This window comes from Frigoribacterium sp. Leaf263, assembly GCF_001422285.1.
Lineage (GTDB): Bacteria > Actinomycetota > Actinomycetes > Actinomycetales > Microbacteriaceae > Frigoribacterium.
Genome location: NZ_LMMO01000004.1, coordinates 587,191 through 601,459 on the forward strand (window position 1 = coordinate 587,191; position 14,269 = coordinate 601,459).

The 14,269-nt window shown below is 72.8% G+C and carries 11 protein-coding genes; 9 read left to right on the plus strand and 2 right to left on the minus strand.

The genetic code is table 11. From position 1 onward, the window contains the following. Positions 1–25: 25 nt before the first annotated feature. The 5 genes from ASF17_RS12100 to ASF17_RS12120 all read left to right on the plus strand — a co-directional run bounded on the left by ASF17_RS12100 (position 26) and on the right by ASF17_RS12120 (position 7,187). A complete protein-coding gene (locus ASF17_RS12100) occupies positions 26–1,417 on the plus strand; it encodes an extracellular solute-binding protein (RefSeq protein ID WP_082475320.1) in 1,392 nt (463 codons plus the stop codon). A 4-nt stretch (positions 1,418–1,421) separates the two neighbouring features. Continuing rightward, entirely contained in the window at positions 1,422–2,402 is a 981-nt protein-coding gene (locus tag ASF17_RS12105; RefSeq protein WP_055800094.1) for a carbohydrate ABC transporter permease, read from the plus strand. A gap of 2 nt (positions 2,403–2,404) precedes the next feature. Further along, positions 2,405–3,241, plus strand: coding sequence for a carbohydrate ABC transporter permease (locus ASF17_RS12110; RefSeq protein ID WP_055800098.1), 837 nt, complete (start codon positions 2,405–2,407; stop codon positions 3,239–3,241). Positions 3,242–3,335: 94 nt separating this feature from the next. Continuing rightward, positions 3,336–6,440 (plus strand): alpha-mannosidase, encoded by a 3,105-nt coding sequence (locus ASF17_RS12115; protein WP_055800101.1) that lies wholly within the window; start codon positions 3,336–3,338, stop codon positions 6,438–6,440. 120 nt (positions 6,441–6,560) lie between these two features. Continuing rightward, complete coding sequence (locus tag ASF17_RS12120) at positions 6,561–7,187, plus strand: NAD(P)-dependent oxidoreductase (RefSeq protein ID WP_055800104.1); 627 nt, start codon at positions 6,561–6,563, stop codon at positions 7,185–7,187. Between the two features lie 120 nt (positions 7,188–7,307). On the opposite strand, the gene ASF17_RS12125 is transcribed toward ASF17_RS12120, so the two are convergent. Beyond that, entirely contained in the window at positions 7,308–8,180 is an 873-nt protein-coding gene (locus ASF17_RS12125; protein ID WP_055800107.1) for a hypothetical protein, read from the minus strand. 160 nt (positions 8,181–8,340) lie between these two features. Between ASF17_RS12125 and ASF17_RS12130 the strand changes: the two genes are divergently transcribed. The 4 genes from ASF17_RS12130 to ASF17_RS12145 all read left to right on the plus strand — a co-directional run bounded on the left by ASF17_RS12130 (position 8,341) and on the right by ASF17_RS12145 (position 13,841). Then, positions 8,341–9,009 carry a response regulator transcription factor gene (locus ASF17_RS12130; protein ID WP_055800110.1) on the plus strand — a complete coding sequence of 223 codons (669 nt, stop codon included), beginning with the start codon at positions 8,341–8,343 and terminating at the stop codon, positions 9,007–9,009. Further along, positions 9,006–10,808 (plus strand): HAMP domain-containing sensor histidine kinase, encoded by a 1,803-nt coding sequence (locus ASF17_RS12135; protein WP_082475324.1) that lies wholly within the window; start codon positions 9,006–9,008, stop codon positions 10,806–10,808. Before ASF17_RS12130 ends, ASF17_RS12135 begins: the two co-directional genes overlap by 4 nt. Beyond that, positions 10,808–12,652: an AMP-binding protein gene (locus ASF17_RS12140; RefSeq protein ID WP_082475325.1), complete on the plus strand. Its 1,845-nt coding sequence runs from the start codon at positions 10,808–10,810 to the stop codon at positions 12,650–12,652. Before ASF17_RS12135 ends, ASF17_RS12140 begins: the two co-directional genes overlap by 1 nt. A gap of 172 nt (positions 12,653–12,824) precedes the next feature. Then, positions 12,825–13,841, plus strand: coding sequence for a M23 family metallopeptidase (locus ASF17_RS12145; protein ID WP_055800113.1), 1,017 nt, complete (start codon positions 12,825–12,827; stop codon positions 13,839–13,841). 10 nt (positions 13,842–13,851) lie between these two features. Here ASF17_RS12145 and ASF17_RS12150 read toward each other — a convergent pair whose 3' ends face one another. Beyond that, positions 13,852–14,238: a YrdB family protein gene (locus ASF17_RS12150; protein WP_055800118.1), complete on the minus strand. Its 387-nt coding sequence runs from the start codon at positions 14,236–14,238 to the stop codon at positions 13,852–13,854. Between the last annotated feature and the right edge of the window lie 31 nt (positions 14,239–14,269).

Here is a 14,269-nt window from a genome sequence, read left to right on the forward strand (position 1 = left end):
GTCGCGGATGGAGCAAAGGAGCACCATGTCACGCACGTTCACCTCGGCCAGAGGGCGCCGTCGCGCACTGGCCGTCGCCGCAGCAGCGGTCGCCACAGCGCTGATGGCCTCGGGCTGCGCAGGAGGAGGCGCCGGCAGCGGCGACTCCGACACCATCAAGGTCGCGTACCAGAAGTTCGGGACGTTCACCCAGATGGACGCCCACATGAAGGAGACGGCGAAGACCTTCGAAGAGGCCAACCCCGGCATGAAGGTCGAGTTCGTGCCGATCGCGGCGCAGAACGACGACTACTTCACGAAGCTCGCCCTGATGAACCGGTCGGCCGCCACCGCCCCCGACGTCATGTACGAGGACACCTTCAAGGTCAAGAGCGACGCGGCCGCCGGCTACCTGCTGCCCCTCGACGAGTACACCGAGTCGTGGGACGACTGGGACATGTTCTACGACAACGCCAAGCAGGCCGGCGTCGGCGAGGACGGCAAGACCTACGGGATCCCCATGGGCACCGACACGCGGGCCCTCTGGTACAACAAGGACCTCTTCGCCCAGGCCGGGCTGCCCGTGCCGTGGGAGCCCAAGACCTGGCAGGACGTCCTCGACGCCGCCGACACCGTCAAGGAGAAGCTGCCGGACGTCGTCCCGATCAACGTCTACTCGGGCAAGCCGCAGGGCGAGGGCGCCACGATGCAGGGCTTCGAGATGCTGCTCTACGGCACGCCGACCGGCACCCTCTACGACGACGAGTCGGGCAAATGGCTGACCGACTCGCAGGGCTTCGTCGACTCGCTCGGCTTCATCGAGGACGTCTACCAGGGCGGCGTCGGCCCGAAGCCCGAGGAGGCGCTGGACACCAACATCGGCACCATCGTCGCCGGCGAATGGCTGCCCCAGGGCAAGCTCGCCATCGACCTCGACGGATCGTGGTTGAGCGGCACGTGGCTCGAGACGGGCACCAACCCGTGGCCCGAGTGGAACGACGTGATGGGTCAGGCGCCCATGCCCACCCAGGACGGCGACGAGCCCGGCGCGACGAGCATGTCGGGCGGCTGGACCCTCGCGGTCGGCGCCAACACGAAGAACCCCGACAAGGCGTTCGAGTTCATCGCCGACGCCCTCGACAAGGAGGGCTCGCAGAGCTACGACATCGCCGCCAGCCAGATCGCCGTGCGGAGCGACGTCGCCGAGGACCCCGAGTACGTCAGCAGCAACCCGACCTTCGAGTTCTTCTCGTCGATCGTGCCCGTGACGCACTTCCGCCCCGCGACGACCGACTACAGCCGCATCTCGAACGAGATCACCGTGGCCATGGAGGCCGTCATGACGGGACAGCAGAGCCCCGAGGAGGCGGCGGCCGCGTTCGACGAGCAGCTGGTCGGGATCGTCGGCGAGGACGAGACGCAGAAGGCGACGGACTAGCCGCATGGCGACCATCGCCCCCACCCCGGTCGGTCGCGGAGGCGACCGGCCGGGGGCCCCCGGGCCGGGACCGAAGGGCGAGAAGCCCGGTCGTCGGGCCGGAGCCGCCAAGGCGCGCGCCCTCCGCACCGGCGCCCGCACCCTGCCGCTCGTGCCGGCGATGGTGCTGCTCGCGCTCTTCCTGCTCGGGCCCGTCATCTCGAGCCTCTACGGCTCGTTCACCGACGCGTCGCTCACCGGCTACGCCGCCGGCGGCGCGCAGTTCGTCGGGTTCCAGAACTACACCGACCTCTTCGTCGACCCCGACTTCCCGAAGTCGGTGCTGCTGACACTCGCCTTCGTCTTCTTCTCGGCCGTCATAGGGCAGAACCTCGTCGGGCTCGGCCTGGCCCTGCTCATGCGGAACGGCCACCGGGTCGTCCGCTCGGTCGTCGGCACGTTCGTGATCGCCGCGTGGGTGCTGCCCGAGATCGTCGCCGCCTTCGCCGCGTACGCGTTCTTCAACGACTCGGGCACCCTGAACACGGTGCTGTCGTGGTTCGGCGTGACCGGGGCGAACTGGCTGTACGAGCTGCCGATGCTGTCGGTGATCCTCGCCAACGTCTGGCGCGGCGCCGCGTTCTCGATGCTCGTCTACTCGGCGGCCGTCCAGGAGGTGCCGCCCGAGATCACGGAGTCCGCCGAGGTCGACGGGGCCACCGGCTGGCAGCGGCTCGTCTTCATCACGCTGCCGGTCATCCGCCGCAGCATCTCGACGAACCTCATGCTGACGACGCTGCAGACCCTGTCGGTCTTCACCCTCATCTACGTGATGACGGGCGGCGGCCCCGGCACCAACAGCACGACGCTGCCGATCCTCGCGTACCAGGAGGCCTTCCAGTTCTCGCAGCTCGGCTTCGGCACCGCCATCGCGACCATCATGCTGCTCGTCGGCGCCGTCTTCTCGATCATCTACATCAGGGCCCTGAAACCGGAGGTCGACTGACCATGGCCATGACCTCACCCAGCGGCCGCAGCATGAAGGCCGTCTCGAACGTCGTGCTGATCGTCATCGCGATCTGCTTCGCCGTCCCCCTCGTCTGGCTGCTGCTGGCCTCGTTCGACCCGTCGGCGACCCTGTCGGCGAAGGTGCCGACGGAGTTCACGCTCGACAACTTCACCGCGGTGCTGACCCCGGAGATCTCGTTCATCCCCCTGATGAACAGCCTCATCGTCTCGGGCGGCTGCGCGCTCGTGACGGTCGTCGTCGCGATCCTCGCCGCCTATCCGCTCTCGCGGTACCGCATGCGGATCAACAAGCCGTTCCTCTACGGCATCCTGTTCGGCACCGGGCTGCCCATCACGGCGATGATGGTGCCCGTCTACAGCCTGTTCGTCTCGCTCAACCTGATCGACTCGGTCGGCGGCACGGTGTTCTTCCTGGCCGCGACGAGCCTGCCGATGGCGATCTGGATGGCGAAGAACTTCATGGACAGCGTGCCGATCTCGCTCGAGGAGGCCGCCTGGACCGACGGCGCGTCGATGTTCTCGACCCTCACCCGCATCGTCGTGCCGCTCATGCGGCCCGGCATCGCGGTGGTGTTCATCTTCGTGTTCATCCAGGCCTGGGGGAACTTCTTCGTGCCGTTCGTGCTCCTCCTCAGCCCCGACAAGCAGCCCGCCGCCGTGAGCATCTTCAACTTCTTCGGCCAGTACGGGTCGGTCGCCTACGGCCAGCTCGCCGCCTTCTCGCTCGTCTACTCGGTGCCCGTGATCGCGCTCTATGTGCTCGTCTCGCGGACGCTCGGCGGCTCGAACGCTCTGGCCGGCGCCGTCAAGGGATGACGCGCCTCCTCCCCACCCCGCCCCGCTTCCTCTCGATCCACAGGACGACCGCCCCATCGCGCGCCGCGGCGCGCCCGTCAGGAGACTGATCCCCATGCACGACAACACCGCCCTCGTCGAGGCACGCATCGACCGATTCGTCCGCGACCGCATCGTCCCGGCGGTCTACCGCCGCGCGGTGCCGCTGACCCTCACCGCGTGGGAGGCCCCGGGCGAGCCGGTCCCGTTCGCCGACGCCGTGGGGCAGACCTTCTCGCCGTTCACCGCCGGTCAGGCGTGGAGCCGCCCCTGGGGCACGACCTGGTTCCACGTCACGGGCACCGTGCCCGAGGGGTTCGGCGACGACCCGTCGACCTCGATCGAGCTGGTCGTCGACCTCGGGTTCAGCATCCGTCAGCCGGGGTTCCAGGCCGAGGGGCTGGTCTGGCGGCCCGACGGCACCATCGTCAAGGCGATCGAGCCGTACAACGGCTACGTGCCGCTCGCCTCGGTCGGCTCGGGCATCACCGCGGGCAGCCCCATCGATCTGTACATCGAGGCGGCGTCGAACCCCGACATCGGCGGCGACGACTTCCACGGCGTGACCCCGCTCGGCGACCCGGCGACGGCGGGCGACCAGCCGATCTACGCCCTGCGGCGGGTCGATCTGACCGAACGCGACGACGTCGTCGCCGAACTCGATCGCGACGTGTGGACCCTGCTCGGGCTCATGCGGACCCTCGACCTCGGCTCGCCCCGCCGCCACGAGATCCTCCGCGCGCTCGACCGTCTGTGCGACGTCGTCGACCACGACGACGTCGCCGGGTCGGCCGGCGCCGGGCGCGAGGCGCTCGCCCCGGTGCTGGCCTCGCCCGCCGCTGCCAGCGCGCACCGGGTCGTCGCCACCGGACACGCCCACATCGACTCGGCCTGGCTGTGGCCCGTCCGCGAGACCCAGCGGAAGGTCGCCCGCACCTTCTCGAACGTCGTCGCCCTGATGGACGACGACCCCGAGTTCGTCTTCGCCGCGTCGAGCGCGCAGCAGTACGCCTGGCTGAAGGAGCGCTACCCCGAGCTCTACGCGCGGGTGCGCGAGAAGGTCGCCGAGGGGCGGTTCGTGCCCGTCGGGGGCATGTGGGTCGAGTCCGACACGAACATGCCCGGCGGCGAGGCCCTCGCCCGGCAGTTCGTCGCGGGCAAGGGGTTCTTCCTCCGGGAGTTCGGCATCGACAACGACGAGGTGTGGCTGCCCGACTCGTTCGGCTACACCGGGGCGATGCCTCAGATCGCCCGAGCGGCCGGGGCCAGCTCGTTCTTCACGCAGAAGGAGTCCTGGAACGAGACCAACCGCATGCCGCACCACACGTTCCTCTGGGAGGGGATCGACGGCAGCCGCGTCTTCACGCACTTCCCCCCGGTCGACACGTACAACTCCGACCTCTCGCCGGCCGAGCTCGCCCACGCCGAGCGCAGGTACGCCGAGAAGGGCTTCTCCAACGTCTCGATCGTCCCCTTCGGCTGGGGCGACGGCGGCGGCGGCCCGACCCGCGAGATGACGGCGGCGGCCCACCGGGCCCGGGACCTCGAGGGTTCGCCCCGCGTCCGCGTCGGGACCCCGGCCTCGTTCTTCGCCGAGGCCCGTGCGGAGCTGACCGACCCCGCCGTCTGGTCGGGCGAGATGTACCTCGAATTCCACCGCGGCACCTACACATCGCAGGCTCGCACGAAGCAGGGCAACCGCCGCAGCGAGCACCTGCTGCGCGAGGCCGAGCTGTGGAGCGCCACCGCCGCCGCCCGCGGGCTCGTCGACTACCCCTACGACGCGCTCGAGCAGATCTGGCACGTCGTCCTGCTGCAGCAGTTCCACGACATCCTGCCGGGCTCGTCGATCGCCTGGGTGCATCACGAGGCCGAGCGCCAGTACGCCCGCGTGGCCGCCGAGCTCGAGGCGATCATCGGCGCGGCTCAGCGGGCGCTCGCGGGTGCCGGTGCCGGTGGGGCCTCCGCCGAGGCGGACGGGTCGACGACGGTGACCTTCAACGCCGGGCCGGTGACCGCGGCGGGCGTGTCCGCGCTCGCGGGCACGACCGAGGGCACGGCCCAGGAGGCGGGAGTCGGGACGATCGCCCCGGTCGCCTCGGGCGACGGCTGGGTGCTCGACAACGGCCGCGTGCGGGCGGAGTTCGATCGCGACGGGCTGGTCGCCTCGCTGGTCGACGCCGCCAGCGGTCGCGATCTGGTCGCTCCCGGCTCGCGTCTCGGTCTGCTCCAGCTGTTCCGCGACACCCCGAACCAGTGGGACGCCTGGGACGTCGACGCCGCCTACCGCAACGTCCGCACCGATCTCGTCGAGGCGGAGTCCGTCGTCGCCGACGGGGGAGCCCTCGTCGTCACCCGACGGTTCGGCGACTCGACGATCGTGCAGCGCTGGTGGCTCGACGACGGCGAGGCCGAGCTGCACGTCGAGAGCGACATCGACTGGCACGAGCGCCAGAAGCTGCTGAAGCTCGCGTTCCCGCTCGACGTGCACGCCGACCGGGCGGCCAGCGAGGTGCAGTTCGGTCACGTGCAGCGGCCGACGCACGTCAACACCTCGTGGGACTTCGCGCGCTTCGAGACGGTCGCCCACCGCTGGGTGCACGTGGCCGAGCCCGGCTTCGGCGTCGCCATCGCGAACGACGCCACGTACGGGCACGACATCACCCGCACCACGCGCACGGCCGACGAGGGCGGCGACGGCGGCACGACCACCCTCGTGCGGCAGTCGCTCCTGCGGGCGCCGACGTTCCCCGACCCGCACGCCGACCAGGGGCGGCACGTGCTCCGCTCGTCGGTGCGCGTCGCCCCCGACGTCCTCGACGCCGCGACGGCCGGCTACCGGCTGAACCTGCCCGTGCGCCGGGTGCCCGGGGTCGCCGGGGTGCACGTGGCGCCGATCGTCACGTCGTCGTCGCCCGCCGTGCTGGTCGAGGCGGTCAAGCTCGCCGAGGACCGCTCGGGCGACCTGATCGTGCGGCTCTACGAGGCCCGCGGTGGTCGCTCGACGACCACCGTGACGCTCGACGCCGCCAGCGGGCTGGGCGACGCCTGGCGGACCGACCTCATCGAACGCGCTCTCGGCGAGGGCACGGCCGAGTCCGGCCGGTGGGGCGCCGGGACCCCGATCGAGCTGACGCTGCGACCCTTCGAGATCGTCACGCTGCGCGTGTCCCGGGCCTAGTCGCCGGCCCCGCCGCTGTCCGTTGGCGGCGGGGCCGGGGGGAGCTGGCAGGCGGGGGGAGTTGGATCGTCCTTCTGGTCTCGACGACCGGAACCGCCCCTCCAGACCCTAGGAGCCCTCGTGAAGGTCCTGCTGCTCGGCGCCACCGGGGGCGTCGGCTCCCACCTCCTCCGCGCCTCCGTCGCCGCAGGTCACGACGTGCGGGTGCTCGTGCGCGACGCCACCGCTCTCGAGACGAGCGACGAGGTCGACGTGGTGGTCGGCGACGCCACGACGCCCTCGCACATGGCCGAGGCCGTCGCAGGACGCGACGTGGTGCTCAACGCGGTGGGCTCGCGCAACTTCCGGATGCCGGTCGAGCTCGAGGTCGGTCGGGTGCTGCTGCCCGCGCTCGCCGAGGCCGGGGTCGGCCGGCTGATCGTGTGCTCGGCCTTCGGCGTCGGCGACAGCGAGCGGGACGCCGGGGCCATGCAGAAGATGTTCTTCCACAGCGTCCTCGGCCGCGTCTACGCCGCCAAGGAGGTGGCCGACGCCGAGGTCCGCGCGAGCGACCTCGACTGGACCCTCGTCTACCCCACCCGTCTCACCGACGGCCCCGCGACCGGCGACCTCGTCGTCGCCGAGCGGCTGCCCGCCGGCGCCTCGACGAAGGTCGCCCGCGCCGACGTCGCGCGCTTCATGCTGGCCCAGCTCGGCGACGACACCTGGTCGCGGCGCACCGCGGTCGTGACGGGCGCGCAGGGCTGACCCGCGCCTCCCGTCCCCGACCCGGACGCGGAGGATGCGCCGCGCGCTCGGGGCTGAGCGGCCGACCGACGCTGCGCGCGACGGACTCGCCGCCTGGTGAGCGACGGGCCCTCACCAGGGTCAGGAGCCCGAACCGGTCTCGGAGTCGGCGGAGGGCGTCTCGGTCGGTGCGGTCGGCTCACCCGTGGGCGGAGCCGAACGGGTCGCGTCGTCGTCGCCCTCGGCCGGGCCCTCGGCGCGAGGGGGTGCCGGCGCCTCCGCCGGGCCGCCCTTCGCCGGGCCGTCCGCTGCCGGGCCGTCCGCTGCCGGGCCGCCTTCAGTCGCGCCGCCTTCTGCCGGGCCGCCCTTCGCCGGGCCGCCCTCGGTGAGCGGGCCTCCGGCGCCGGGACCGCCGTCGGCCGCCGGGCCGCAGTCGCCGGGCGTCGGAGCGGTGCCGTCGGCGTCGGGGGACTCGGGTGCGCCGGACTCGGAGCCGGGCGCCGCCGGGGCGGTCGGCATCACGCCGTCGGCCGGTCCGGTCTCGCCCGTCGTCGGCTCCGACCCGTCCGACCCGCTCGACCCGTCGGACCCCGTCGCTCCGCCGGTGCCGCCCTCCGCCGAGTCGGAGGTCGAGGCGCTCGCCGGGCGGTCGGCGTTCGAGACCGCGACGGCGGTGCTCGTGCCGACGAGGGCGAGTCCGGCGGCGATGCCGACGCCCATCAGCAGTCTCCTGGTCGGCCGGCGACGGGCGGTCGTCGCGGCGGATGCGGAGGAGGGAGCGTCAGCGGCTGCGGCTCGGGCGTCGCCGGCCCCCGCGGCGGTCATCGGCAGCTCGCGGGTCGCCTGGTCGTCGGCCGGAGTCCGGTCGGCGGAACCGCCGGCGCCGGCGGCGGAACCGGCACCGGAACCGCCGGCACCGGAACCGGCGGAACCGGAACCGCCGGCGCCAGAACCGGCGGGGCGATCGAAGCGGGCGTCGAAGCGGTCGTCGTCGGGTGTGCGGTCGTTCGTCATGATGTCTCCTGCTCGTGTCGCCGACGGGATCCCGCCGGCTGACACCACTCTCGGAGCCGTTTCTGAAGCACGACTTAAGCTCCGTCGACCGGTCGGATGCCCCACCGGACTGCCAGCCCGCCCATAGCCGGTTCATACGCGGGCCGCTTAGCGTCGCCGGATGCTCAGCCCCGCCCGCATCCTCGTCGTCGACGACGACGAGACGATCCGCACCGCCGTCCTCGCCGCGCTCGACGCCGAGGGCTTCACCACGCGGGGTCTCGCCGACGGCGGTGCTCTCGCCGACGAGCTCGGGTCGTTCGTGCCCGATCTCGTCGTGCTCGACTGGATGCTGCCCGGCGCACCCGGGATCCGGCTCGCGGCGGTGATCCGCACCTCCTCGGATGCCGCGGTCGTCATGCTCACCGCCCGCGACGAGGTCGACGACCGCCTGCGGGGCTTCGCCGAGGGTGTCGACGACTACATCGTCAAGCCATTCGCCGTCGCCGAGCTGATCGCCCGCGTCACGGCCGTTCTGCGCCGTCGGGGCCGGATCCCGTCGGTGATCGAGATCGGCGATCTCGTGGTCGACCCCGATGCGGCGCGCAGCACCCGCGGGGGCCGCCCGCTCGATCTCACGGCGACCGAGTTCCGTCTGCTGGGGTTCCTCGCCGAGAGCCGCGGGCGCACCGTCTCGAAGACGCAGATCCTCACGCAGGTGTGGGGCTACGACGACTACGACCCCAATCTGGTCGAGGTGCACCTCAGCGCGCTGCGTCGCAAGATGGAGGGCTCCGGGCCGCGACTCATCCACACGGTCCGCGGGCTCGGGTACCGGATGAGCGCGTGAGAGCCCCTCACCCCCGACGAGCGTCCGGAGGCGCGGCGCCCGTCGTCGAGACCGGGTCGCCGGGACTCCGCACCGGGTCGCTGCGCGTCCGCACCGTCGTCGCGGTGCTCCTGCTCCTGACCGTGCTGCTCGGTGCGCTCGCCGTGACCGTCGAGCTGACCCTCGGCCAGCGTCTCCGGGCGCAGGTCGTCGACCGGCTGACCGACCGGGCCGCGGCCGCCGCGTCGCTCGTCGGCACGGTGGACGGCGACGAGCTCGCCGAGCGCCTGTCCGCGCAGGGCCTCTCGGTGGTCATCGAGGACGCCGACGGCGGCGAGATCGTCGCCGGCCCCAGCCCCGAGCAGCTCCGCGCCGGGCCGCCCGCCCTCGGCTCCGACGGACCGCTCGGCGGGCCCGGCCAGGGACCGGACCGAGGAGGCGCGGGGTCCGACGCATCGACCGCTCCCGTCGACGACGCGGCCGGCGCGGACGACACGACCCGCTCCTCCTCGGCGGTCGCCGTCTCGTCGTCCGAGGTCTCGTCGGACGACGAGGTCACCACCCTCGTCTCGCGGCTGAGCGACGGATCGACCATCACCCTGTCGACGGACTCCCGGTCGGTGGGCGAGACCCTGACCCAGCTGCGCTGGGTGATGCTCGGCGCGTCGGCGGCGTTCCTGCTCGTGGCCGCGGCCGGTCTCGCGCTCGTCGTCCGGGCGACGCTGCGGCCGCTCGACCGCATGACGGCGATGGCCCGGTCGATCGCCTCGGGCGACCGCGGCCGACGGCTGCGCCCGGCGCGACGCGACACCGAGATCGGACGGGTCGCGCTGGCCTTCGACGAGATGCTCGACGGGGTGGAGGGGGCCGAGCGGACGGCCCTCGAGGCCGAGAGCCGCGTGCGGGCGTTCGTGTCGGACGCCGCGCACGAGCTGCGGACCCCGGTGGCGGGCATGCGCGCCGCCGCCGACACCCTGGTGCGCTCGCCCCCGTCGGACGCCGACCGCGAGCGGCTGGCGGTGCACGTGGTGCGCGAGGCGGAGCGCGCCTCGCGCCTGATCGACGACATGCTGCTCATGGCGCGCGTCGACCGCGGCGTCGAGCTCGACCTCGAGGTCGTCGACGTCGAGGCGATCGTCCGCGCCGACGCCGAGCGGCTCCGCGTGCGGCGGCCGGGTCTCGACCTGCGGGTCGTGCGCGCGCAGGCGGGGGTCGGGACGGTCTCGAGCGCTGCCGGATCGGGATCGGGGTCCGGGTCGGGGTCTGGGTCGGGGTCCGGGTCGGCACCGGTGCTCGCCGCCGTGGATGCGGGGCGGATCTCGCAGATCGTCGGCAATCTGCTCGACAACGCCGCCCGTGCGACCGGCGGCACGGGCCGCGTCACCGTCGAGATCGAGGGGGTCGGAGGCGGGGAGGGCCGGTCGGGCGAGAGCGAGGCCCGACGTGAGGCCGGGACCGGGACCGGGACCGGGGCCGGGTCCGGGTCCGGGAACGAGACCGGAACCGGGACGGTCACGGTGACCGTCCGCGACGACGGGCCCGGCGTGCCGGGCGCGGACCGCGAGCGGGTGTTCGAGCGACTCGTCCGTCTCGACGCCGCTCGGCGGTCGGGCGACGGAGGCGCGGGTCTCGGACTCCCGATCGCGCGGGGTCTCGCGCGGGCGCACGGCGGCGATCTCGTCTGCGTCGAGCCCGGACCGGACACCGGGCTCCCCGGAGGCGCCGTCTTCGTGCTGACCCTGCCGGTCGGCGGCACGGCGCCGCTCGCGTCTCGAGACTCATGCCGCGGCCAGAATGCGTCGAGGAGCATGATGGCGTGATGCCCGCGCAGACACCCGAAGCCTCCGACGCACCCCGCACCGCACCCTCCGGCGAACCCGCACCCGCACCCGCACCCGCACCCGCCACCGCACCCGATGCCGCTCCGGCGACCGAACCGCCCGCCGAGTCATCCGCGACGACGGCATTCCGTGCGGCGCGCGACCACCTGCTCGACCTCGGGCGCGACCTCGACCGTGCGGGCTCCGAGTTCCGGTGGCCCGACGTCGGCGATCGCTTCAACTGGGCCGTCGACTGGTTCGACGTCATGGCCCGCGACGACGACCGCATCGCCCTCTGGCTCGTCGAGGAGGACGGCTCCGAGCAGCGCATCACGTTCGACGCCATGCGCCGTCGCAGCGACCAGGTCGCGTCGTGGCTGCACGGTCTCGGCGTCGCGCGCGGCGACCACGTCATGCTGATGCTCGGCAACCAGGTCGAGCTGTGGGAGGCGATGCTCGCCGTCATGAAGATCGGCGCCGTCATCCTGCCGACGTCGACCGTGCTCGGCACCGCCGATCTCGCCGACCGCATCGAGCGCGGGCTCGTGCGCCACGTCGTCGCGAATGCCTCCGACGCGGCCGCCTTCGAGGGGATCGACGGCGTCGAGGGCGTCACCCGCATCGCCGTCGTTCCGTCGGGCGGCTCCGCCCCGGAGGGCTGGACGGACTTCGCGGACTCGCACCGCGCCTCCTCGGTACGACCCGACGTCGTCACCGCGACCGACGACCCCTGCCTCGTCTACTTCACCTCGGGCACGACCAGCAAGCCGAAGATGGTCGTGCACTCGCACGCCTCGTATCCGGTGGGGCACCTCAGTACGACGTACTGGCTCGGCGTCCGCCCCGGCGACGTGCACATGACCATCTCGTCGCCCGGTTGGGGCAAGCACGCCTGGAGCTGCTTCTTCGCCCCGTGGACCGCCGAGGCCACCGTCTTCGTCTACAACTACGGGCGCTTCCGTCCCGCCGCGCTGCGCGATCAGCTCGAGCGGGCCGCCGTCACGTCGTTCTGCGCGCCTCCCACCGTCTGGCGCATGCTGATCCAGTCGTCGCTCGGCGAACGGCCCCGCGCCCTGCGCGAGGCGCTGTCCGCGGGCGAACCCCTCAACCCCGAGGTGATCGGCCGCGTCCAGCAGGGCTGGGGTCTCGACATCCGCGACGGCTACGGCCAGACCGAGACGACGGCCATCATCGCCAACGCCCCGGGCGGCACGATCAAGGCGGGCTCGATGGGGCGCGCGCTGCCCGGCGTCGACGTCGTGCTCGTCGACCCCGTCACGGGAGTCGTCGGCGACGAGGGCGAGGTCTGCCTCGACCTGACCACGCGACCCGTGAATCTGATGACCGGCTACCTGGGCGACTCGGCGCGCACCGAGTCGTCGATGCGCGACGGGCTGTTCCACACCGGCGACGTCGCCGAGCGCGACGCCGACGGCATGATCACCTTCGTCGGTCGCACCGACGACATCTTCAAGTCGTCCGACTACAAGGTGTCGCCGTTCGAGGTCGAGAGCGTGCTGATCGAGCACCCCGCCGTCGCCGAGTCCGCTGTGGTGCCCGCACCCGACGACGTCCGGCTGGCCGTTGTCAAGGCGTACGTCACCCTCGCCGCCGGGGTCGAGGCGTCGGCCGACACCGCGCGCGACGTCCTGGCGCACGCCCGCACGGGCCTGCCTGCCTACGAGCGCGTGCGACGCATCGAGTTCGTCGACGAGCTGCCGAAGACCATCTCGGGCAAGATCCGCCGTGTCGAGCTGCGGCAGCGCGAGGAGGACGCCGCCGTCTCGGGCGACCGGATCGCCGGCGAGTGGCGGGACTCGGACTTCCCCGGGCTGCGCGGCTGAGGCCGAGGAGGCGCGGGGTCGAGGAGGCGCGGCGTGGCGCTCGGACGATCCTGACGATTCGTCGACGACATGCGCCGAGCCCCTGGCCGTCCGTCGGCATGTTGCCTATGATCAGACGATCCACCCCGAGGAGACCCGTGACCCGCTGCGCCGACCTGACGACGTCCGTCTCGTGAGCGACCCCCGGCTCGATGCTCCGCCTCTGACCCGTCGCGAGGCGCTCGCGCGTGAACGCGCCGCCGCGCCCGAGGCCCCCTCGCCCGTCGCGACGCCCTCGGCCGCACGGCACCCCGCCGCTCTGCAGCAGCCCGCCGTCTCGCGCGTCCCCGTCCGCTCGACGCGGACGGTCTCGGCACCGGAGCCGCGCCTCCTGCCCGCCCGCCGTCCGAGCTTCATGGCCCGCCGCGCCCGCGAGGCCGCCGTGCCCGCCTTCGCGCTGCTCGCCGCGACCCTGTTCTTCTCGTCGAACGTCACGCCCGCGTCGGCGTCCGACCTGGGCGGCTCGGGCATCCCGGTGTCGACGTCCGCGCCCATGACGGGGCAGACGCTCGCCGCGTCGCTCGTCGTGCTGGCCGTCGCCGAGCGCGACTCGTACGGCGTCACCGACCCGCCGCCTCCGCCGCCCCCGCCGCCGCCCGTGGTGGAGGTCGCCGAAGAGGCCGTCGAGTCGACCACCGGCGGTGCCGTGTCGCCGACCGGCGCCCTCGGAGCGGCCGCCGGCGTCGCCTCGGGCGGCGGCACGATCGTCAACAGCGGCACGGGCGACATCCGCTGGCCGTTCCCGGGCAGCGTCGTGCTCAGCTCGGGCTTCGGCCCCCGCAGCGCTCCCTGCGCGGCGTGCTCGAGCATGCACATGGGGCTCGACATGACCCCGGGAGGCGGTACCCCGATCGGCGCCGTCGCCGCCGGCACGGTCCGCATCGCCGGCGTTCACGCTCAGTTCGGCACGTACGTCGTGATCGACCACGTCATCGACGGCGGACTCGTCAGCACGATGTACGCCCACATGCGCTCGGGCTCGAGCCCGCTGGTCGTCGGCCAGCAGGTCGGCGTCGGCGAGCTGGTCGGCCTCGTCGGACGCACCGGCGTCGCCACGGGCGAGCACCTGCACTTCGAGGTGCTGATGGGCGGTTCGACGCAGGTCGACCCCAAGGCGTGGCTCGACGCCAACGCCGGGCGGACGCTCTAGGCGCTGCTGCTCAGTCCGCCCGCGCCTCGCGGCGGAACGTCAGCACGCCGACGACGGCCGCGACCAGGGCGAACACGACCCCGACGATCGGGTATCCGAGCTGGAACCACGCCGCCGTCGCCGCGCCCATCACCGCGATCTCGACGATGGCCTTGCCCACCGCGTCGGTCGCGATGATCGCCTGCGGCGCGCGGAAGAGCGCCCACACGACGATCGCGAACAACGGAGCCCCGATCATGAACGCGATCGCCGGCCACGGGAACAACCACGCGAGGTAGCCCCAGAGCGCGAGCGTGAAGAGGGCGAAGAGTCCGGTGGCGAAGCGCACCACGCCGAGCGTCGTCGCGGCGGGTCCCCGGTTCGATGGCCCAGGATGCGCGGTGTCGGTCGGAGTCATCCGCCCAGCGTACGACCCGCCACCGTCGCCC